Origin of the sequence: Acinetobacter sp. UBA2581 (genome assembly GCF_002339435.1) — a bacterium.
Lineage (GTDB): Bacteria > Pseudomonadota > Gammaproteobacteria > Pseudomonadales > Moraxellaceae > Acinetobacter > Acinetobacter variabilis.
The window spans coordinates 1-20,031 of sequence record NZ_DDLD01000099.1 but is presented as its reverse complement, the minus strand read 5'-3'; the positions used below and the strand labels follow the sequence as shown (position 1 = coordinate 20,031).

Annotated in this window: 22 protein-coding genes; 15 read left to right on the top strand and 7 right to left on the bottom strand. The window is 44.2% G+C overall.

Annotated elements, in window-relative coordinates; all coding sequences use genetic code 11:
* Nucleotides 1-90: 90 nt before the first annotated feature.
* The gene (locus B3Q46_RS12885) at nucleotides 91-246 is read left to right on the top strand and encodes a hypothetical protein (protein WP_004781372.1); all 156 of its coding nucleotides are present in this window, start codon (nucleotides 91-93) and stop codon (nucleotides 244-246) included.
* Nucleotides 247-299: 53 nt separating this feature from the next.
* Here the strand turns inward: B3Q46_RS12885 and B3Q46_RS12880 are convergent, their stop codons facing one another.
* On the bottom strand, nucleotides 300-509 hold the full coding sequence (locus tag B3Q46_RS12880; RefSeq protein WP_034170274.1) for a hypothetical protein: 210 nt from the start codon (nucleotides 507-509) through the stop codon (nucleotides 300-302).
* Nucleotides 510-553: 44 nt separating this feature from the next.
* Between B3Q46_RS12880 and B3Q46_RS12875 the strand changes: the two genes are divergently transcribed.
* The 9 genes from B3Q46_RS12875 to B3Q46_RS12835 all read left to right on the top strand — a co-directional run bounded on the left by B3Q46_RS12875 (nucleotide 554) and on the right by B3Q46_RS12835 (nucleotide 9,167).
* Nucleotides 554-949: an RcnB family protein gene (locus B3Q46_RS12875; protein WP_004781371.1), complete on the top strand. Its 396-nt coding sequence runs from the start codon at nucleotides 554-556 to the stop codon at nucleotides 947-949.
* A gap of 222 nt (nucleotides 950-1,171) precedes the next feature.
* A complete protein-coding gene (locus tag B3Q46_RS12870) occupies nucleotides 1,172-1,546 on the top strand; it encodes an RcnB family protein (protein ID WP_005232837.1) in 375 nt (124 codons plus the stop codon).
* Between the two features lie 132 nt (nucleotides 1,547-1,678).
* The gene (gene argA / locus B3Q46_RS12865) at nucleotides 1,679-3,022 is read left to right on the top strand and encodes an amino-acid N-acetyltransferase (protein WP_004781369.1); all 1,344 of its coding nucleotides are present in this window, start codon (nucleotides 1,679-1,681) and stop codon (nucleotides 3,020-3,022) included.
* Between the two features lie 336 nt (nucleotides 3,023-3,358).
* Nucleotides 3,359-4,315, top strand: coding sequence for a sulfonate ABC transporter substrate-binding protein (locus tag B3Q46_RS12860; RefSeq protein ID WP_004781368.1), 957 nt, complete (start codon nucleotides 3,359-3,361; stop codon nucleotides 4,313-4,315).
* A gap of 24 nt (nucleotides 4,316-4,339) precedes the next feature.
* On the top strand, nucleotides 4,340-5,335 hold the full coding sequence (locus tag B3Q46_RS12855) for an aliphatic sulfonate ABC transporter substrate-binding protein (protein ID WP_004781367.1): 996 nt from the start codon (nucleotides 4,340-4,342) through the stop codon (nucleotides 5,333-5,335).
* A gap of 36 nt (nucleotides 5,336-5,371) precedes the next feature.
* A complete protein-coding gene (ssuD, locus tag B3Q46_RS12850; protein WP_004781366.1) occupies nucleotides 5,372-6,547 on the top strand; it encodes an FMNH2-dependent alkanesulfonate monooxygenase in 1,176 nt (391 codons plus the stop codon).
* Nucleotides 6,547-7,362, top strand: a complete 816-nt coding sequence (gene ssuC, locus B3Q46_RS12845; protein ID WP_004781365.1) for an aliphatic sulfonate ABC transporter permease SsuC — start codon at nucleotides 6,547-6,549, stop codon at nucleotides 7,360-7,362. Before ssuD ends, ssuC begins: the two co-directional genes overlap by 1 nt.
* 25 nt (nucleotides 7,363-7,387) lie before the next feature.
* Nucleotides 7,388-8,194: an ABC transporter ATP-binding protein gene (locus B3Q46_RS12840; protein ID WP_004781364.1), complete on the top strand. Its 807-nt coding sequence runs from the start codon at nucleotides 7,388-7,390 to the stop codon at nucleotides 8,192-8,194.
* Nucleotides 8,195-8,543: 349 nt separating this feature from the next.
* Entirely contained in the window at nucleotides 8,544-9,167 is a 624-nt protein-coding gene (locus tag B3Q46_RS12835; RefSeq protein ID WP_004781362.1) for a TetR/AcrR family transcriptional regulator, read from the top strand.
* A 72-nt stretch (nucleotides 9,168-9,239) separates the two neighbouring features.
* Here B3Q46_RS12835 and B3Q46_RS12830 read toward each other — a convergent pair whose 3' ends face one another.
* Nucleotides 9,240-9,803: a 5'-nucleosidase gene (locus tag B3Q46_RS12830; protein ID WP_034589787.1), complete on the bottom strand. Its 564-nt coding sequence runs from the start codon at nucleotides 9,801-9,803 to the stop codon at nucleotides 9,240-9,242.
* Nucleotides 9,804-10,059: 256 nt separating this feature from the next.
* Between B3Q46_RS12830 and ribF the strand changes: the two genes are divergently transcribed.
* From ribF to B3Q46_RS12805, 5 genes are all read left to right on the top strand, one after another.
* Nucleotides 10,060-11,061 carry a bifunctional riboflavin kinase/FAD synthetase gene (gene ribF, locus B3Q46_RS12825; RefSeq protein WP_004781359.1) on the top strand — a complete coding sequence of 334 codons (1,002 nt, stop codon included), beginning with the start codon at nucleotides 10,060-10,062 and terminating at the stop codon, nucleotides 11,059-11,061.
* A 64-nt stretch (nucleotides 11,062-11,125) separates the two neighbouring features.
* The gene (ileS, locus tag B3Q46_RS12820; RefSeq protein WP_004781357.1) at nucleotides 11,126-13,972 is read left to right on the top strand and encodes an isoleucine--tRNA ligase; all 2,847 of its coding nucleotides are present in this window, start codon (nucleotides 11,126-11,128) and stop codon (nucleotides 13,970-13,972) included.
* Nucleotides 13,965-14,504: a signal peptidase II gene (lspA, locus tag B3Q46_RS12815; protein WP_004781354.1), complete on the top strand. Its 540-nt coding sequence runs from the start codon at nucleotides 13,965-13,967 to the stop codon at nucleotides 14,502-14,504. Before ileS ends, lspA begins: the two co-directional genes overlap by 8 nt.
* Nucleotides 14,497-14,979, top strand: coding sequence for an FKBP-type peptidyl-prolyl cis-trans isomerase (locus B3Q46_RS12810; protein WP_004781352.1), 483 nt, complete (start codon nucleotides 14,497-14,499; stop codon nucleotides 14,977-14,979). The genes lspA and B3Q46_RS12810 overlap by 8 nt, the downstream gene beginning before the upstream one ends.
* A 133-nt stretch (nucleotides 14,980-15,112) precedes the next feature.
* A complete protein-coding gene (locus B3Q46_RS12805; protein ID WP_004781350.1) occupies nucleotides 15,113-15,655 on the top strand; it encodes an NADPH-dependent FMN reductase in 543 nt (180 codons plus the stop codon).
* A gap of 396 nt (nucleotides 15,656-16,051) precedes the next feature.
* Here B3Q46_RS12805 and B3Q46_RS12800 read toward each other — a convergent pair whose 3' ends face one another.
* From B3Q46_RS12800 to B3Q46_RS12780, 5 genes are all read right to left on the bottom strand, one after another.
* Nucleotides 16,052-16,147 carry a tautomerase family protein gene (locus B3Q46_RS12800; protein WP_224213980.1) on the bottom strand — a complete coding sequence of 32 codons (96 nt, stop codon included), beginning with the start codon at nucleotides 16,145-16,147 and terminating at the stop codon, nucleotides 16,052-16,054.
* Complete coding sequence (locus B3Q46_RS12795) at nucleotides 16,148-16,306, bottom strand: hypothetical protein (protein ID WP_004781349.1); 159 nt, start codon at nucleotides 16,304-16,306, stop codon at nucleotides 16,148-16,150.
* A 375-nt stretch (nucleotides 16,307-16,681) separates the two neighbouring features.
* Nucleotides 16,682-17,839, bottom strand: a complete 1,158-nt coding sequence (locus tag B3Q46_RS12790; RefSeq protein WP_005232869.1) for a PQQ-dependent sugar dehydrogenase — start codon at nucleotides 17,837-17,839, stop codon at nucleotides 16,682-16,684.
* Between the two features lie 143 nt (nucleotides 17,840-17,982).
* Nucleotides 17,983-18,912, bottom strand: a complete 930-nt coding sequence (locus tag B3Q46_RS12785; RefSeq protein WP_004781345.1) for a GGDEF domain-containing protein — start codon at nucleotides 18,910-18,912, stop codon at nucleotides 17,983-17,985.
* Between the two features lie 19 nt (nucleotides 18,913-18,931).
* Nucleotides 18,932-19,471, bottom strand: a complete 540-nt coding sequence (locus tag B3Q46_RS12780; RefSeq protein ID WP_171064782.1) for a hypothetical protein — start codon at nucleotides 19,469-19,471, stop codon at nucleotides 18,932-18,934.
* Between the last annotated feature and the right edge of the window lie 560 nt (nucleotides 19,472-20,031).

Sequence of the window (20,031 nt, the reverse complement as noted above, 5' to 3'; positions counted from 1 at the left end):
AAATCAATAATATAAAATTATTCGGTTTTCCAAATTAATATAAAATTTTTATAATGCTTTTCAAGTTAAATCAAAGCGAAGGAAAATTAAATGGCAGACCAAAAACGTAAAACTGAAACTATTCGTCGTATTGAAAACTTGCAGTTATCAACTGCCCTGATTTTGGCTTTAGAAGATGCAGTCGAGGCAGAGTCTGTGGCTGAAGCCATTCAGTCCTTACAGGGTTTAACGGAACAGTGGAACTGAAAAATTGCAATGACCAAATCAAGATCCGGTGTTTAAAAAGAATATTTTTTCCACTAATTTGAGACGGTTTTGATACACAATTCAGGACATTGCGCTTGCATCTTGATCCCGGTTTTGCTGAAATGCCAATGGGGCTGGGCATAACTGGTCAACTGACTGAAGTGCATCCTAAGCTTATGTAAAATCATGGCATAATCATAATTTCTCTGTAATTGATATAAAACTTCAGCCAGTTCTTCACAGTTTCTCTGCAATTTTTCCATACATTAGTTACTGTAGAAAATGAACAATTGAATGAGGGTTCAACATGAAAAAGGTTCTGGTAGCATTGGCGATGTCCTGCAGTGCATTCATGCTGGCAAATGTTGCAAACGCTGCCCCTCATTTCAATGATGAACAGCGTATGGAACGGGGTCCGGGTCATCATCAGGCCAAGAAAGCGCGTGAGTTCCATGACGATCACCAAGACCAGTATGATAAACGTCGTATGCGTGAAGAACGTGGTGTTAAACGTCTGCAACAGTTACGCTGGCAGCCTGGCTATGTCATGCCGCAGCATTATCGCAGTAATGGCTACAAGGTCGAATATAAGGATCATAAACTGCCTAAACCAGACCGTAAGCAGCAATGGTACAAAGTCAACAATGACTACATTCTGGTGAACTCTGAAAATAACAGTATTGTCCGGATCATCGGAGACTGATTCAGAACCTGATGCAAAGCCCAACCTCGTTTGGGCTTTTTGATTTTTCGGATGAGCCTTTTTAGGCTTTTTCTTATTTTAGAGCTTTCCTTTTAATCGTGGCTAATCTCCTAAATTCCTTCATGAACTTAACAATTCCACTAAACTGGCCTCACGCTTTCTATTCACTTATTCGCTAATTTAATCTCATCGAAAACATGTACAGATTTTTAGGTGAGAGCCATGAAAAAAGTTTTAACTACAATTGCCTTATCTCTTAGTGCGCTGGTTGCTACTTCTGCAATGGCAGCACCGCAGCATCATGATTCACGTTATGCACCGCATAAATCAGCACCGCACTGGGATCATAAAGACGCGAAAAAATGGGATGATCGCCGCGATGACCGTCGTTACAACAACCGTGGGGTTAACCCAAGCCGTGACTGGCGCGTAGGTCAAAAACTGCCAAACCAGTACGACAACCGTCGTTTTGAAGTCAATGGCTATGAAGCACGCCGTCTGCCGAAAGCAGGTAAAAACCAGCAATGGTACAAAATCAATGGTGACTATGTGCTAGTCAACGATCGTAACGACAAGATTGTTCGAATCATCAACTAATCATTCTCTTTTCTGCCCTTCTAGCAGACACCTGAAGCTCGCTTCAGGTGTTTTTTTATATCTGTACTTCCACTTCAGTATTTTTTCATTAGAATCAAAGCTAGATCTTTAAATGTTGAAATAGGCACAGCTATGACTGCAGCAGAAACCTCACCGAGCAACACCTTGCAATATGTGCACTGGTTTCGCCATTCTGCGCCTTATATCAATGCTCATCGCAATAAAACCTTTGTGATCATGTTTGATGGTGAAGCGGTATTGCATGACAACTTTCAGCACATCATTCATGATATTGCTCTGCTCAATTCTTTAGGAATCCGTCTGATTCTGGTGCATGGCGCACGTCCGCAGATTAACCAGAATCTGGCTGCGAGTGGCTTCGAGACCCCTTTTCACCAGCAGCGTCGGGTGACGACACGTGAATCCTTAAGCTGTGTACTGAATGCAGTAGGATCGATCCGTTTACAGATTGAGGCCTTACTGTCGATGGGACTGGCCAACTCACCCATGTATGGTGCACGCATCGATGCCGTTTCTGGAAATTTTGTTACGGCTAAACCTTATGGTATACGTGACGGAGTCGATTTTCAGTTAACTGGTGAAGTTCGGGCCATTGATACCGATGCGATTCAACGTCATCTGGACAATCATAATATTGTAATTCTCGGCCCGACCGGCTATTCAACCACAGGTGAAGTTTTTAACCTTCTAGCTGAAGAAGTCGCCACCAAAACCGCGACTCGCCTCAAAGCCGATAAACTGATTATCTTGGGTCGACAGCATGGTCTGCTCGACAGTAAGGGTCAGTTAAAACGGGAAGTAACCCCACATCAACTGGATGACTATATTCTTTCTGATGAACAAGATATTGAAATTCGGCTCCAGCTCAAGGCTGCTCAGGAAGCTTCCCGAAATGGCGTCAATCGCGTTCACCTGATTTCGTATACCTATGACGGCGCCTTGCTGGAAGAACTGTTCACCCGGGATGGTTCCGGCACCATGATCACCGATGCGCATTATGAAGAAGTGCGTATGGCCGACATTCAAGATGTCGGTGGCTTGATCCGTTTGCTCCGCCCCATGGAAGAAGAAGGTATTCTGGTTTACCGTTCGCGGGAGCGTCTGGAAAATGAAATTGACCAGTTCGCCGTAATTGAGCGTGATGGCATGATTCTGGCCTGTGCTGCCCTGTATCCGATTCCAACTACGGGCAATGAACTGCGTTCTGCAGAAATCGCCTGCGTTGCAGTAGATCCAAGTTACCGTCAATCTAACCGCGGTAGCCAGATTCTACATTATCTGGAAGATAAGGCCAAAAGTCTGGGTATTCAGCAACTGTTTATTCTAACCACCCGTACTGCACACTGGTTTCTGGAACAGGGGTTTGAACCGGCATCAGTAGATGATTTGCCTGATGCCCGACAGGCTTTTTATAATTATCAGCGCAATTCAATTGTCTGTAAAAAGTCACTTTAAAGTGACTTTTTTTATGCGCTCTCATATTTTTATTTTAGATAACGATATTCATAAAACCTGCATTCAGTATAAAAATCTTATTGCTGATTTTCTAATAAGCATATCTGGCCACTTTATTTAGAATAAATAATTTTATATTTCATTATCTTATATTAATTACTCTTTCTTCCTAAATTAATATGTAAATCACTTTCCTGCATAAGTTTTGCACTTTTTTATTTATCTTTTTTATTCATTAGAAATTCCTGAATAGTTATTTTTTTAGAAAAGTAAAAAGCTTTAGCGTATGCCTAAGTTCTTCATTTCACATTTCTAAATTTTCAGGAGTCCTGATTCATGCGCCAATCACACATTCAATTATTCACAAAAACTGCGGTCCTTAGTGCTGCGGTGGCTGGCGTGATGATGCTTTCTGGCTGTGACAAGAAACAAGAAGCCGTGACCCTGAATATTGGTTTCCAGAAATATGGCGTACTGCCGATCTTAAAAGAACGTGGCACCTTAGAAACGTCATTAAAAGAACAAGGCGTGAATGTGAAATGGGTTGAATTCCCGGCTGGTCCTCAGTTGCTGGAAGGCTTGAATGTCGGCAGCGTATCTTTTGGTGAAGCCGGTGAAGCGCCGCCTATTTTTGCTCAGGCAGCCAATTCGAATCTGGTTTATATCGCCAACCAGCCGGCAGCACCTAAAGCTGAGGCACTCATTGTGAAAAAAGATTCGGCCATTCAAAACATCCAGGATTTAAAAGGTAAGCGTGTTGTCCTGAATAAAGGTTCTAACGTGCATTACTTATTACTCAAAGTCCTTGAAGCTAATAATCTGAAACTCAGCGATATTGAAGTGGTTTACCTGCCACCTTCTGATGCCCGTGCCGCTTTTGAACGCGGTGCTGTCGATGCCTGGGTGATCTGGGACCCATTCTTCGCTGCAGCAGAACATCAGATTGGTGCGCGTGTCATCGCAACGGGTGAGAACATTGTCAGTAACCATCAGTTCTATCTGGCAGATCGCAAGTTTGCTGAAGTCAACCCACAGATTATTGAAGCTGTCGTGAATGAACTCAATCTGACCACTGAGTGGGTCTCTGCTCATCAGGATGAAGCCGCCAAACTTCTGGAAAAACCGACAGGCCTAGCATTTGATGTATTGAAAACGTCTATTTCACGCATGGGCTTCGGTGTTCAACCCCTCACGACTGACGTGATTCAAAAACAGCAACAAGTCGCCGATGCGTTTTATGCGCAGCAGCTGATTCCACAAAAGCTGAATATTGATGCAGCAATTATTAAATAACAGCAGAACAATTCGAGAATAAAGATGAGTCATATAAAAACAGTTTCTTATATCAGCTTAGCGCTATTGAGCTTTAGTCTGACTGGCTGCCAGAAACAGGAACCACAACAAACGACTGCTGCAGACACCAAAGCAGCACAACAGGTACAAAGTATTGCAATTGGCTTTCAAAAATCAGCCTTAAATCTGCTGGTGGCACGCGATGAAAAGCTATTAGAACAACAATTTCCCAATGCCAAAATTGAATGGAAAGAGTTTCCGGCAGGCCCACAAATGCTGGAAGCACTGGCAGTCGGGGCAGTGGATTATGGCTATGTGGGAAATACCCCACCTATTTTTGCACAGGCGGCAGATAAAGCCCTGAGCTATGTGGCCTTTGAAAAAGTGGCGGGGAATTCTTTAGCTGTGGTCTTGCCGAAAGACAGTGCTATTCAAAACATTCAACAGTTGAAAGGAAAGCGGATTGCGGTTCAGAAAGGTTCGAGCGCACATGAACTTCTGGCCAAAACCCTGGAAAAAGCCGGCTTAAGCTGGTCAGAGATTCAAGCCGTCTGGCTTCCCCCTGCGGATGCACGTGCTGCTTTTGATAAAAAAGCCATTGATGCCTGGGCAATCTGGGATCCCTTCCTGGGTGCAGCCGAGTTCGACAGCCAGGTTAAGGTACTGATTGAATCCAGTGATTTTCCGCAAACCTATTCCTTTTACATCGGCAACCCCGAATTTATTCAGAAGCATCCGGATAGTCCCGGCAAGTTTATCCAGGCTTTAAATGCATCTGACCAGTGGATTCTTAAAAACCAGGCTGTAGCCCTAGATATTTATCAGAAAAGTACCGGTCTGAAACCGGATGTAGCGAAGATTGCATTTGAGCGTCGTCTTAAACCTTCGCCGGTACAACCATTAACGACGGAAGTGATCAAAGCCCAACAGAATATTGCCGATCTCTTCCAGCAGGTTCAACTGATTCCCAAAACCATCAGCGTCCAGCAACAGATCTGGTCGCCAGCGGCCACACATTGATGAGCAAACAAAATCATTTAATTTAAGGAATATTACATGAAAATTTTCTGGTTTATCCCCACTCATGGCGACAGTCGTTACTTAGGCACCAGCAAGGGCGCACGTGTTGTAGATCATGCCTACTTGAAGCAGATTGCCGTTGCCGTGGATAATCTTGGTTATGAAGGTGTCCTGATTCCGACTGGCCGTTCATGTGAAGATCCATGGTTAACTGCAGCCAGCCTGATTGATGCCACTAAAAAACTGAAATTCCTCGTCGCGCTGCGTCCAGGTGTTACTACGCCTGCCCTGACTGCACGTATGGCTGCAACTTTTGACCGTCTGTCTGGTGGTCGTGTATTGCTGAACTTGGTGACGGGTGGTGATGAGCAAGAACTAAAAGGTGACGGCGTTTATGAAGATCATGCAACACGCTACAAGACTGCGGCTGAATACACCACTATCTGGCGTGAAATCCTGACCCGTTCACATACAGGCGAAAGCTTCACTTTCCATGGTGAACGCTTAAGTGTGGACGAGGCCAAACTGCTTTATCCACCAGTTCAAAAACCATATCCACCACTCTGGTTCGGTGGTTCTTCAGATGCAGCCGTTGAACTGGCCACTGATCAGGTCGACACTTACCTGACTTGGGGTGAACCGCCTGCAGCAGTCAAAGAAAAAATTGAAAATGTCCGTGCCAAAGCTGAAGCGAAAGGTCGCAAGCTGAGCTACGGTATCCGTCTGCATGTGATCGTGCGTGAAACGAATGAAGAAGCATGGAGAGCAGCAGACGAGCTCATCCAGTATGTGGATGATGCCACCATTGCTGCTGCACAAGCGAAATTCAAGCAAATGGACTCTGTCGGCCAACGTCGTATGGCTGAGCTGCACAATGGCGTCCGTAGCAAACTCGAAGTGTCTCCGAACCTGTGGGCAGGTGTAGGTCTGGTACGTGGTGGTGCAGGTACAGCGCTTGTAGGTGATCCAGAAACTGTTGCAGCACGTATTCAGGAATATGCTGATCTAGGTATCGATACCTTCATTTTCTCAGGCTACCCACATCTGGAAGAATCGATACGTTTTGCGGAACTGGTATTCCCATTGCTTCCATTAGAAACTCAACAAAAACTGGCTCAGCCAAACCTGACTGGTCCATTCGGTGAGATTGTGGCAAATAACTACACTCCAGATGAGAACAAGAAGGCTGAGAGTGTTCAGGAGCCAGCTTAATGTCGAAAGTCGTTTCAGTTGAAACCCTCGCAGAAAAGAAGGTTTCACGTGGAACACAGCTTGGGCAGCGTTTACTGCCTTGGTTAGTTCCTGTCGGATTAATTCTACTCTGGCAAATCGCGTCAAGTACCGGTTTGCTGGAAAGCCGCATTTTGCCTGCACCGAGTGCCGTAGTCATCGCATTCTGGAATTTGCTGCTTAGTGGTGAGCTGTGGACACATGTCAAAGTCAGTGCAGGTCGTGCCTTAAGTGGTTTGTTAGTAGGCGGTGGCCTAGGGCTGATTTTGGGTCTACTGAATGGTTCATCCAAAACGGCTTCTACCCTGCTGGATACCACCTTACAGATGATCCGTAATATTCCGGCTTTGGCCTTAATTCCACTGGTGATTCTCTGGTTCGGGATTGATGAATCAGCCAAGCTGTTTCTGGTGGCCATTGGTGTGTTTTTCCCGATTTATATCAATACCTATCATGGGATTCGTTCAGTCGATCCACAGCTGATCGAGATGGGCAAAAGCTATGGTCTGACTCGCTGGCAGCTTTATAAAGAAATCATCCTGCCAGGGGCAATGCCTTCAATTCTGGTCGGTCTACGCTTTTCACTCGGTCTGGTCTGGGTACTGCTAATTGTGGCGGAAACGATTTCTGCCCAGTCCGGTATCGGTTATATGACCATGAACGCGCGTGAATTCCTGCAAACCGATATCGTACTGGTAGGTATTTTACTGTATGCCCTGCTCGGTAAACTGGCAGATGTCCTGGCTGTAGCCTTGGAACGATTCCTGCTGCGCTGGCATGCTGGCTATCAAAAATAATTGAAAAAATATTGAGGAGCATGTGATGACTGATCTCAGCTTAGGGCGTCTTGCCAATGATTCGACTGCAGTGCAGGAGCCTGCTGCAACCGATATCACTCCCAATGGCGTTGCGGGTGCCGAAATTATTATTGAACAGCTGCACAAGTTCTATGGCTCAGTGAAGGTACTGGAAGATCTGGACCTGCATATTCAGCCGGGTGAATTTCTGGCGATTGTTGGACGTAGTGGCTGTGGTAAAAGTACCCTGCTCCGTCTGATTGCCGATCTTGAAAAACAGAGCTATGGCGAAATTAAATTCAAGTCTGCGCGTCATATCCGTGAAGGCATTACCGCTGATGATATCCGTGTGATGTTTCAGGATCCGCGTTTATTGCCATGGCGGAGCATCGAACAGAATGTGCAACTCGGCCTACCAAAAGACCGGCATGACAATGCTTCACAAATGCTGGAGAAAGTCGGCTTAAAAGAGAAAGCCGGGCTCTGGCCTTCACAACTGTCTGGTGGTCAGCGTCAGCGTACTGCCCTGGCACGCGCCTTATCGCATAAGCCGCGTATTTTATTGCTAGATGAACCACTCGGTGCACTGGATGCCTTGACCCGTCTGGATATGCAGAACCTGATTGAAAAATTATGGACTGAACAGGGCTTTACCGCGATTCTGGTTACCCATGACGTGAGTGAAGCCGTACAACTGGCTGACCGGATTATCCTGCTGGATAAAGGCCATATTGCCAAAGAGTTCAAAGTTGATCTGCCACGTCCACGACAAAAGAATGTGAAATTCGCCGAACTTGAACAGCAGGTTCTGAATGCTGTTCTGACAACCTGAAATGTGAGGGAAACCAGAATAGCTGTTTATTCTGGATTCCTTATTTCGAATCAAGAGAATATCCTTCTCACTGATTATTTATTCAGCAATTGGCAAAATTTCAACTTCATTCATTAATTTTATTTTAACTTTATGATGCTTCAAGGTAATAATTAGTAATTAAAAAATCATCAACCTTTTCAAAAGCTTGGTTTTTAATTCCTGTGCCTTAAACCGATACTAATTGTATCTTTAATCTAAAGAATAAATCATCATTATTCATAAAATTAGCGCCTGACTTGATGCACAAATCTGATGATTTGACGTACAATTAAAAATTCCCTTTTTTAATTGTTTTTAATATTTGCTGATGGAACAAAAAAAGAGTACTCAAAAACGCAACCAGCTGCTGAATGCTGCACTCGATGTTTTTTCCCTATACGGTTTTAATGGGGCGAGTTTAGATGAGATCGCACAAATTGCAGAAATGCATAAGTCGAATATTTTCTATTATTATGAAAATAAAGAGGCGCTCTATGTAGAGGTTTTAACGACCGTTCTACAAAAATGGCTGGCACCTTTACAAATGCTAGAAGCTGATCTTGAGCCTGAAGAAGCGATTACCAATTATTTGATGCAAAAAATTGAAGTATCGCGTACCCAGCCTAAAGCTTCACGCCTGTTCGCTCTGGAAGTGATTCAGGGTGCGCCGCACATTTTAGAAATCTTAAAAGGTCCATTGAAAAAACTGGTCAAGCGTAAAGCCAAAGTGATTTCAAACTGGCAGGAACAAGGCAAGATTTCTAAAGATATCGATCCTGAACTGCTGATTCTGAATATCTGGGCCGTGACCCAAAACTATGCAGATTTCGCGACTCAGATGGAAATGGTAACAGGTAAGACCTTGCGTAACCGCAGCATGCAACAACGGGTTATCCAGCATACTGTACATATGATGCTGTACGGCGTACTTCCGCGTACACAAGAAAAATAGGTCAACGCAAAAATCATTTGGCATACGACCATAAATTTTATGGTCGCCGACCCCTTCTCTCACCCTTTATTATTATTTTAACGTTTGATATAAATTCAATAATTTCTGCGCACCTAGCAGCAGATTCTCTTCCCAGTCCAAATGAGCACTATCATCTGCACCGTCAGTAATATATTTAACTGAAATTAGGCGCACATCCAATTTTCTGCATACCTTGGCCAGCGCATAGCCTTCCATATCCACCAGCTGACAAGCCACTTTCGGCAAGCCTGTTTCAAAGCTGTCCCCTGTTCCACAAATTCCTTTCGGTAAATGGGCAAAAAACGGTTCCAGATCAATTGCGCCTGGCAAATGATCATCCATCGGGGTAATACCAACTTTAAATCCTAGTGGTGAAACATCCATATCACGTTGTACAAAACGCTTAACTTCGACCAGTTCATGCGCTTTGAAATGGGAACTGCCTGCGGTGCCGAGATTAATCAGGGTCTTGCAGCCAGTTTTCTGAATCACTTCAAAAGCCTTAAAAGCAGCATTCACCTTGCCGATGCCACTATAGTGGACTTCTACACCGTCTGCTTCGAACAAACCTTTGGATTCACTGGCCAATGCCATAATGAGCGCTGAATCTGACATGCAAACTACCCGAGACTGAGAAAACCGTGACATTAGAAAGCAAAATCCGGGCAATGAAAAGCGGGTTTTTAGATTTCTATTTTGCAGATCTTTCACTTAAATAACCACAGAAGATTCTTGGATGGCACACTTTCTTCTTGATGTGTTTCGTGATTTTTCAATAATTTTTTTTGCATAAAAACACAACAACAAGACGAATCGTTGAGATTATGGCAATATATAGCCTTTCCTATTTTTCAATTCCCTGATTTCGCCTATGCAGCTGCTCCGTCTCAATGCTTTAGCGTCACATTTTGAATTGCCAAAAACCGCCGTTACGATTGGTAATTTTGACGGCGTGCATCTGGGTCATCAGGCCATGATCAAACAGTTAAAAGCTGTTGCAGAAGCTGAACAACTAAAAACTGTTGTGATGATCTTCGAGCCACAACCGCTTGAATTTTTTAAAGGTTATGAAGCACCGCCACGTATTTCTTCTTTGCGTGAAAAGGTAGAATATCTAAGTGAACTGGGTGTGGACTATATTGCGGTCGCCAAGTTTGATCATCATTTCCGAAGCCTGAGTGCCGAAGCCTTTGCCGACATTCTGAAAGATAAACTGAGTGCAGCACATCTGGTCTTGGGGGATGATTTTCACTTTGGTAAAAACCGTCAGGGCAATAGTGAATTCCTGCGAGATTACGGATTTAAGGTCACCAACCTGCATACTATTGCGTTAGATGGTGAACGGGTCAGTTCTACCCGCATCCGTCAGACCCTGCAAGCGGGCGACCTGGCTCTGGCAGCCAAATTACTGGGACGTCCTTATAGTATTACCGGCCGGGTGCAATACGGCGACCAGATTGGCCGTACCATTGATTTCCCGACCATTAATATCCGGTTAAACCGGCATAAACCCTGCCTGCAGGGCATTTATGGGGTTGAAGTCGTCTGTGAAACCGGATCACTCAGCGCCAAGGTTCAGCAGGAAAATCCTGAACAGCCGGGTATTGCCGGCTATGATCAGGGCAGCCTGTTTGGTGCCGGTCATGTGGGTACCCGCCCTGCGATCAAACAGACTCATCCGGAATGGCGATTAGAAGTACATTTTCCTGATGTTTCTGCTAATCTGTATGGCCTGTTAATGCGGGTAACCTTCTTGAATTATCTGCATGGCGAAAAAGATTATCCTTCGCTTGAAGCGTTAAAGGCCGGAATTGATGATGATGTTGAGAAACTGCTTGAGTTTCGTCGAAAACACCCCACATTTCCCTTTTAATGTCCCGTATTTTTATTGTAAAACGTGTCAGTCTAATGACTGATTAAATTGGAAGACAACTTGCATGAGCGATAAGCAAACTCCTGAAAATGCAGTGGATTATAAAGCCACGCTGAACCTCCCAGGTACTGACTTTGCAATGAAAGCAAATCTGGCAGTACGTGAAGCGAAATGGTTAGAAGAGTGGTATGCCGATGACATTTATCAGCAGATTCGTGCATCGCGAATTGGCAAGAAAAAATACGTGCTTCATGACGGCCCTCCATATGCCAATGGCCAGATTCACCTAGGTCATGCAGTCAACAAGGTACTAAAAGATATCATCATTAAAAGCCGCATCATGGACGGCTTTGATGCGCCTTATGTGCCAGGCTGGGATTGTCACGGTCTTCCAATTGAACTCAAAGTTGAAGACAAAGTCGGTAAGGTCGGTGTTAAAGTGGATGCACCTACTTTCCGTAAAGCTTGCCGCGAATATGCATTGAGCCAGGTTGAGCTACAGAAAAAAGACTTCATCCGTATGGGTGTGTTTGGCGACTGGAGCAATCCTTACCTCACCATGAACTTCAAGCAGGAAGCCAACATCGTGCGTTCACTCGGTGAAATCGCGAAAAATGGCCATATCCAGCCAGGTCTTAAACCGGTGAACTGGTGCTTGGACTGTGGTTCAGCACTGGCTGAAGCTGAAGTTGAATATGAAGATAAAAAATCAGATGCAATCGACGTGGGTTTCACCGTGGTTGATCTGGCGGATCTGTCTGCACGTTTAGGTGTTGAAGTTAAAGACTCAACTGATATCGTGATCTGGACCACAACGCCTTGGACACTTCCTGCGAACCAAGCGGTTGCACTGCATGCTGAAATTGAATACCAACTGGTTAAAGCACGTGCTGAAGATAAAGCTGCACAAAACTTTATTCTGGCTAAAGATCTGGTTGAATCTGCAACTGAGCGTTATGGCTTTAATGCGGTTGAAGTGATTGCTGATTTTACCGGTTCGAAACTTGAGAATCTGGTACTGCAACATCCTCTAATTGCTGAGCGTCAAGTGCCAGTGATTCTGGGTGAACACGTCATCGCAACCAGCGGTACCGGTGCTGTACATACTGCGCCTGGCCATGGTGTGGACGACTATAAAGTTGGTCTGCTGTATAACCTGAAAGTAGATAATCCAGTGGGCGGTAATGGTGTGTATTTACCGACTTCACCACTATTTGCAGGCGAGCACATCTACAAGGCCAATCCCCAAATTATTGCGGCACTTGGCGAAGCTAACAAGCTATGGGCACATAAGCCTATCAAGCATAGCTACCCGCACTGCTGGCGTCATAAAACTCCGATTATCTTCCGTGCGACCCCACAATGGTTCATCAGCATGGATGAAAAAGGTCTGCGTCAGGGTGCGTTGAATGCCATTGAAAATGACATCAGCTTTGTACCGGATTGGGGTAAAAACCGTATCCAGGCGATGATCGAAGGCCGTCCGGACTGGTGTATCTCACGTCAACGTACCTGGGGTGTACCAATTCCATTCTTCGTGCATAAAGACACCAATGAACTGCATCCTCGTACACCTGAACTGATCGAAGAAGTCGCGAAACTGATCGAACAGGAAGGTATTGATGCCTGGTATAACCGTGAAGCCAAAGACTTCATCGGTGATGATGCTGAGCAGTACAACGCGGTTCGCGATACCTTAGATGTATGGTTTGACTCTGGTACAACCCACTATGCAGTGCTGCGTGACCGTGAAGAATTGACCGATCCGGCTGATTTATATCTTGAAGGTTCTGACCAGCACCGTGGCTGGTTCCAGTCTTCATTATTGACCTCTATGGCAATCAATCAACGTGCGCCATACAAAGGTCTACTGACTCACGGTTTCGTGGTCGATGAGAAAGGCCGCAAGATGTCGAAATCGCTGGGTAATATTATTACTCCGCAAGACATTATCAAGAACATGGGTGCAGACGGCCTGCGTTTCTGGATTGCTTCAGCAGATTACCGTTATGAAATGACCGCAGGTAAAGAAATCTTTAACCGTGCGTCAGATGGTTATCGTCGTATCCGTAATACCCTGCGTTTCTTGTTGGCAAACCTGAATGGCTTCAACCCGGCAACTGATGCTCTACCTGTAGATCAACTGATTGCACTGGATCAATACATCCTGCAACGCGCGAATGATGTACAGGAAACCATCAAGAAAGCATATGAAGATATGAACTTCCATATCGTGACCAATGCCTTGACCAACTTCTGTATTAACGACCTCGGTGGTTTCTACTTAGACATCATCAAAGACCGTCAGTACACCACTAAAGCAGACTCGCAGGCACGTCATTCTGCGCAGACTGCGCTATATCATCTGGTACAAGCCTTTGTACGCTGGATGGCACCAATCCTGAGCTTCACCGCTCAAGAAGCATGGCCACTAATTCCAGGTCAAAGCGAGAAATATGTGTTCACTGCTGAATGGTACGATATTCCAGTTTCAGCACAGGCAAACCTGTTGTCTGAAGCAGACTGGCAAACCCTGATTGCAGTGAAATCTGCGGTCAACAAGCACATTGAAAATGCCCGTAACGAGAAACTGGTGGGTTCAAACCTGTCTGCCAAAGTTGAGCTGTGGGCCAATGATGAACTGAAAGCTGTTCTAGACCGTCTGGGTGATGAGCTGCGTTTCGTTCTGATCACTTCTCAGGTAATCGTGAATCCGTTTGATGCTGCTCAAGGCAATGACGCTGAACTTGAAGGCCTACGCGTAAAAGTATCTGCGGCAGATGGCGAGAAATGTGTACGCTGCTGGCATGTGCTTCCTGATGTGAATACACATGCCTCACATCCAGGACTATGCGGTCGTTGTATCATTAACCTCCCGAGCGGCCAAGGTGAAGAGAGAAAATATGCCTAATCCACAGCAGAAAAAGGGTCTGTTCCAGTTCTATCCTCACAATTTGTGGTGGATCGGACTGGCTATTCTGGCGATCATTCTAGATCAATGGACCAAATGGATTGCGGTAACACATCTGGAATATGCAGATCCGGTGCCCGTCCTGCCCTTTTTAAATTGGACACTATTACATAACTATGGCGCTGCCTTTAGTTTCTTGTCCGATGCTGGTGGCTGGCAACGTTATTTCTTTACCTCCCTTGCAGGTTTAGTGTCTGTGGTTTTCGTGTTCTGGCTGATGCGTATGCCAAAGAGCATGAAAGTCTTGCCACTAGCAGTTGCCCTGATTCTGGGTGGTGCTATTGGTAACCTGATTGACCGCATTTCTTTAGGTTATGTGGTCGACTTTATTCATGTCTATTATCAGAACAGCCACTTCCCTGCTTTTAATATTGCGGATAGTGCCATTACTTTAGGTACGATTCTGCTGCTGATTGATACGTTTTTCCTGGAAAAACACCGAATTCAACGTGCACAGGCGCAACATGACTGATTTTATTAATCCTAACGAGGAAACTCGTGTTGAAGACGGCTCTAAAGTCGAGCTTCATTTTTCTGTCGCGATCGAAAGTGGCGTAGAAATTGACAATACCCGTAGCCGTGAAGAACCGGTAAGCCTGACCATTGGTGATGGCAACCTATTACCAGGTTTTGAAAAAGCTTTAATGGGCTTGCGTGCTGGTGACCGTCGTACTGTCAGCCTTCCGCCCGAAGATGCTTTTGGTCCGTGGAATCCTGAAAATGTCCAAAAATTTGATACGGTGAAATTTGGCGAACGTCCGATCGAAGGTCACATGATCGAGTTTGAAGACAAGGCCAAATCGACTTTGTATGGCGTAGTAAGATCCGTAAATGATGACATTACCGAGGTGGACTTTAACCATCCGCTTGCAGGTAAAAACATCACCTTTGAAGTTGAAATCTTCAAAGTTACTCCGGCTGGCCAGCAAGGCGTGAAGCTGATGTAATATCAGCTAATCACATGATTTAAAAGAGCTCCTTCGGGAGCTTTTTTATTATCTGGATACAAATCCTCTCTAGTCTCTGTTCAGAAATCTGATTAATTTAATTTGATGAGAATGCGATAAGAAAGGGAAAGATATGAAAATTTATATTGTGGTTGGCAGTGTGCGTGAAGGACGTACAGCAATTAAGGTCGCACATTGGGTACTACAGGAAATTAAAAAATATAGTTTTAGTACGCTTGAAACAGAACTTGTCGACTTAAAAGAATGGGATCTTCCGCTTTTTGCTGGTTCTCATCCTCCATTGACCGGTATTTATGATCAGCCGAAACAGCAGGAATGGGCCGACTTTATTGCTCTTGCGGATGCATTTATTTTTATCAGCCCTGAATATAACCATGGCTATAGCCCAGCATTAAAGAATGCGCTGGATTATCTAGCCAAGGAATGGCAAGGCAAACCGGCAGCTTATATCGGTTATGGCGTCACCAACGGCTCACGTTCCATTGATCAGATCCGTCAGGTCGGCACTCAGCTTGGCATGGTGGATACCAATGCGATTGTAGAGCTGCGGGACATTTTTAGTCGCAATAAAGACTACAGCTTTGAAGGAAATGAATTCGACAATAAAACACTTAGAGATGTCGTGGATAAGCTGATCCAGTATGTCAGTGCCTGAGGACGACAGCGATGTGCGCTTTAGCCTACAGGCAGCGCAGAATTTGTCGGCTATTCTCACTTTCAGTTCAAGGCTATAGTTTGATTCATAGACAGACAGGAAGTCTGCAAAGCGATACAACAACAATAAAAAACGCAGAGTAACAGGACGTTGACAGGTCAGACAGGAGTCAGATCTGAGAAGCAAATCCAGAAAAGTCTCAACAGGATGTTGGGGCTTTTTTGTATTTAAAATCTGGTATTTTTTTTAATAAAATCAGATCTCTACATTAAAGCCTATATTGACGTCACAGGCTGCTTACCCACCGCGGATTCCCCAATTTTCCAATGGACTTTCTCGCAGATGAATCAGAATATGATCAGACGGAATGCCCAATTTTCCCAAGCTTGCTACAATCTACTGATACAGTTTGCGCTTGGTCTCCAGACTCCGTTCAGCGAAGCAGTCAATACCGATCAAGGTAAAGTATTCAGGCTGGGCCAGATGAGTCATCTACTGAAAACGTTGGGCTTTATGTACCACCAGCCGGATATTATGGTCATATTCAGGCAGTTGAAAGGCATTTTTCACACATTGAAATACGCTGTCGAATAACTGCTCTTCATCAGCCTGGGAATACTGTTGCCAGACTTCAATTTGAACGGTAGGCATGCGCTTTTCCTTTTTATTATTTTATTGAATTCTTTTAGATATTTTTCATTGAATAGAGAGATGAGCTTCAATAAGGCCTCCTATCTCTACCATATCGTAAAATTATCCTGAGAACTCTGGAATTAATCGGATAAATATTTTCAAGTGACCTTGTCGCCTCTAGCCTACAGCAGATGCTGTCAATGCCTCTACTCGGTCTTTCTGACTCGGGTTATATTGAGTGCATACCAAGACAGGAAGTCTTGCAAAAACAAGAATAAAACATCGGCAGGATGCTGATCGATACCGGAGGAAAGGTATCTGAGCTAAATTTGAAAAGGCCCTCACAGGAGTTGGGGCCTTTTTCTTTCATTGTGTTATTAACTATTTAGCTTTTTACTGAGGTGCGGTCATCTTAAGCAACTTGGCTTTTGGACCATCTTCAATCACCCAGAGTGAGCCATCTTTGGCCTGAATCGCACCACGAATCCGCTCTTTCATATCCAGTCGCTGTATTTCTTTTGCAGGATTTTGAGTGGTATCAATTACAATCATTGCCTGAGAAGACAGACCTGTAGCTAAGGCTTTATTTTTCCACTGAGGAAAGATATTACCTGTATAGAACAATAAGTCTGAAGGAGAAATTACTGGAGTCCAATCTAGTGCTGGTGCTTCGAACTCTGGTCGGGTACTGTGATCTGGAATCGGCTTGCCATCATAATGATCCCCATTGGAGACGATCGGATAGCCATAATTTTTGCCTTTTATCACTTTATTCAGCTCATCACCACCTTTTGGACCCATTTCAAGCACCCAAAGCTGCCCTTGTGGATCAAATGCCAAACCGAGAGGATTACGGTGTCCCAGACTCCAGACCTGCTTGGCAATTTCGCCCTGATTCATAAATGGATTATCGGAGGGGATTGAACCATCATCATTCAGACGAATAATCTTGCCGGCATTAGATTTCATGTCCTGGGCTGGATTAAATTGCTGACGTTCACCTGAACTGATCCAGAGTTTATTATCTGAGCCAAAGATAATCCGGTGCCCATAATGGCCTTGTCCTGAAGAAAATTTCGGTACCTGAGTCCAGATTTTCTTAATCTGAGTGAGCTGTGGCGTGCTCTTGGTGAGATCTAGCTTGCCACGAACCACGACTGCACCATAACCACCCTGCCCCTGTTCGGCATAACTGAGATATACCCACTGATTCTTGGCAAAGTCAGGATGGAGTGCGATATCGCCTAAGCCACCTTGTCCGCCATAGGCCACTTGAGGAATACCCTGAACAGTTTGAGTGCTGCGATTGGCTGGATTAAATAATTTTAATTTTCCTGATCTTTCGGTAATCAGTAAACGCTGATCTGGCAGCTCAATCAGTGCCCATGGCTCATTCAACTGCGCAAATTCTTCGACTTTATAAGCTTGCTGTGTGGTTTTGGCAGCGGATTGTCCAGCTGGGGATGCTGAAGTCTTGTCTTGGGCACAGGCAGTCAGGCTATAGGAACCCAAGCCTAATAATAAAATTGCTGCTATTTGAGTCTGTTTCATTGTTATTCTTCGTGCTAATTTCATTCAGATAAGTACCAATTTAGCATTCCAGACAGCGGCTAAAATAATAAAAAAGTAAAGGAATCGTAAGCGGATATAACATAATCTCAATAAGATAGCTGATGCATTAATTGAGTTTTTTATTATTTAATACAGGCCGAATCGCGAAGAATTTTCGCCTGATACAACTGCTGATCGGCTGTTTTTAGTAAACGATCAACATTTTTATAAATATGCTCTGCATCCATAATCGCTGCTCCGACACTGATACTGATCCAGGTTTTGTCATCCCCACGATTGGCGTGTTCTAAATTGAGCTGACGAATAACCTCACAAAGTTGCTCGGCAAAAGCTTTAGCTTCCTGCCAGGAAATATCTGCCAGTAAAACTGCAAATTCCTCTCCACCATAGCGGGCCAAAAAGCCATTTTCAGGCAATATTTGCTGAATAGTTTGAACCAGTGTTTTTAAAATATAGTCACCTTTGAGATGGCCATAATAGTCATTATAATTTTTAAAATAATCCACATCGATCATATAAACAGCCAGCGAAGATTGGTTTGCTATCGCATGCTCATATTGCTGCTGAAGCTGTTCATTTAAGGCAAAGCGATTATAGGCACCTGTCAGCGAATCCAGCCTCACCTGCTGCGCGAGTTTCTCATTGAGCAAGGTGATATCACGCGTACGGTCCTGAACCTTCTGATCAAGTTCTTTATTCAGTCGCAAAAGCTGCTTGTTTAACAACTCGGTATTAATACTTTGCACCACATAATCACGGCTGAGCTGAAAGGTAATTAAAATAAAATAGGCACAGGAGGTATAAAACGCAATTTCAACTGAATCAATTATCTTAAGCGCAAGTAAATAGTCATGCAGGAAGGTCAGGCAGACCAGCACCACCGCAATAGAATTGATCTTGGAATAACGCATATGCGATTTGTGCATGCGGTAAGCGCCATAAAGCAGATTAATAAAAACCAGTACTGCAATACTAAAGCTTTGGAAAAAGAAGCTCTGGAAGATATAAGGCAGCGTAAACAGGGTCACAGCCACATTGATACTAATTAACAAAGCTGTGATTTTTAATAAATTAAGGATTTAACAGTCGATACGGCAATAAATAGATATAAATCAAGAAGAACAGAGTCGCCAATTCAGTCAGTAAATACTCAAATCGTGTGCCCCATACCCAGGAAATATTCGTGAATAAAGTATAAATGAATGGGACTGCAAAGAAGCTACGCAGGCTCAAGCACAGAATAAATAACCCTAGAAACAGCAGCAAATTACCTGCTTGCGTTTTAAGGCTGCGAAATACTGCAAAGAACACCATAAAGCAGCCAATCATCAGCAGAACGCCACTGATCACACTTAAAGGAATTACCTGATCATAAAACTTATCCAGAATAGGCTGGTTAAAGCCAATAAACATGCTGTTTTCCAGCCCGCCACGGATATGGTGATAACTTGAAGCCTGAATGGTAATCGTCACTTCCCGCTGTGAGGGAAAGAAAGAAGCCAACTTTGGCGCCATCATGGTCTGATGCCGACCATGTATGCCTACCTGCCCTACTTCTATCAGGAGATGATCATCGACATACATGCGATAAGCCCCATACTGATAAGGCACATAAATATAAACCGCATGATTGATGACCGATTCAGGCAGCCTGAAGGCTTTTTGAAAAGTTCCAATATGGTCTTTATGACCTGTTAAGATCAGGAAAGAATTAGGTAAATGAACTTTTTCAGCAGCAAGAGTCCGATTAGAGGAAGTTAACTGAGATGGTCGCTACCCAGAAGTGGGATCAATCAGCTGATTGGGGTAGAAATCCCATTCGACATCAAGTTTGACATACTGATGATGATCAAAATTTAATTCTGTTACAGCGTATAGCTGTGGAGAAATCAAACTAAGCCATATCAACACAAATGTGTTTATGAGAATCTGCTGCATATGACTCAGAGAATAAAAAAATATTTACACGAGTAGTATAACATTTCACAACTGATCAGAGATTATACAGCCGTAAAAATTAGTCGTTAAAGATAAAAAAGGTTTATATGTTATATAAAAAAAGCCCCCTGCGTGAGCAGAGGGCTTTCGGAATAATGAGCTGGCGATGGCTTACTCTCACATGGGAGATCCCACACTACCATCAGCGCTAAGAGGTTTCACTTCTGAGTTCG

Excerpts from the sequence above, each read along its gene's own strand:
- B3Q46_RS12790 (WP_005232869.1), bottom strand. The coding sequence starts at position 17,839 with ATGAAACAGACTCAAATAGCAGCAATTTTATTATTAGGCTTGGGTTCC.
- argA (WP_004781369.1), top strand. The coding sequence starts at position 1,679 with ATGACTGCAGCAGAAACCTCACCGAGCAACACCTTGCAATATGTGCAC.
- ssuC (WP_004781365.1), top strand. The coding sequence starts at position 6,547 with ATGTCGAAAGTCGTTTCAGTTGAAACCCTCGCAGAAAAGAAGGTTTCA.
- B3Q46_RS12840 (WP_004781364.1), top strand. The coding sequence starts at position 7,388 with ATGACTGATCTCAGCTTAGGGCGTCTTGCCAATGATTCGACTGCAGTG.
- B3Q46_RS12800 (WP_224213980.1), bottom strand. The coding sequence starts at position 16,147 with ATGACTCATCTGGCCCAGCCTGAATACTTTACCTTGATCGGTATTGAC.
- ssuD (WP_004781366.1), top strand. The coding sequence starts at position 5,372 with ATGAAAATTTTCTGGTTTATCCCCACTCATGGCGACAGTCGTTACTTA.
- B3Q46_RS12795 (WP_004781349.1), bottom strand. The coding sequence starts at position 16,306 with ATGCCTACCGTTCAAATTGAAGTCTGGCAACAGTATTCCCAGGCTGAT.
- B3Q46_RS12880 (WP_034170274.1), bottom strand. The coding sequence starts at position 509 with ATGGAAAAATTGCAGAGAAACTGTGAAGAACTGGCTGAAGTTTTATAT.
- B3Q46_RS12835 (WP_004781362.1), top strand. The coding sequence starts at position 8,544 with ATGGAACAAAAAAAGAGTACTCAAAAACGCAACCAGCTGCTGAATGCT.
- B3Q46_RS12875 (WP_004781371.1), top strand. The coding sequence starts at position 554 with ATGAAAAAGGTTCTGGTAGCATTGGCGATGTCCTGCAGTGCATTCATG.
- B3Q46_RS12860 (WP_004781368.1), top strand. The coding sequence starts at position 3,359 with ATGCGCCAATCACACATTCAATTATTCACAAAAACTGCGGTCCTTAGT.
- B3Q46_RS12810 (WP_004781352.1), top strand. The coding sequence starts at position 14,497 with ATGACTGATTTTATTAATCCTAACGAGGAAACTCGTGTTGAAGACGGC.
- B3Q46_RS12885 (WP_004781372.1), top strand. The coding sequence starts at position 91 with ATGGCAGACCAAAAACGTAAAACTGAAACTATTCGTCGTATTGAAAAC.
- B3Q46_RS12855 (WP_004781367.1), top strand. The coding sequence starts at position 4,340 with ATGAGTCATATAAAAACAGTTTCTTATATCAGCTTAGCGCTATTGAGC.
- ileS (WP_004781357.1), top strand. The coding sequence starts at position 11,126 with ATGAGCGATAAGCAAACTCCTGAAAATGCAGTGGATTATAAAGCCACG.
- B3Q46_RS12870 (WP_005232837.1), top strand. The coding sequence starts at position 1,172 with ATGAAAAAAGTTTTAACTACAATTGCCTTATCTCTTAGTGCGCTGGTT.
- B3Q46_RS12805 (WP_004781350.1), top strand. The coding sequence starts at position 15,113 with ATGAAAATTTATATTGTGGTTGGCAGTGTGCGTGAAGGACGTACAGCA.
- B3Q46_RS12830 (WP_034589787.1), bottom strand. The coding sequence starts at position 9,803 with ATGTCAGATTCAGCGCTCATTATGGCATTGGCCAGTGAATCCAAAGGT.
- ribF (WP_004781359.1), top strand. The coding sequence starts at position 10,060 with ATGCAGCTGCTCCGTCTCAATGCTTTAGCGTCACATTTTGAATTGCCA.
- lspA (WP_004781354.1), top strand. The coding sequence starts at position 13,965 with ATGCCTAATCCACAGCAGAAAAAGGGTCTGTTCCAGTTCTATCCTCAC.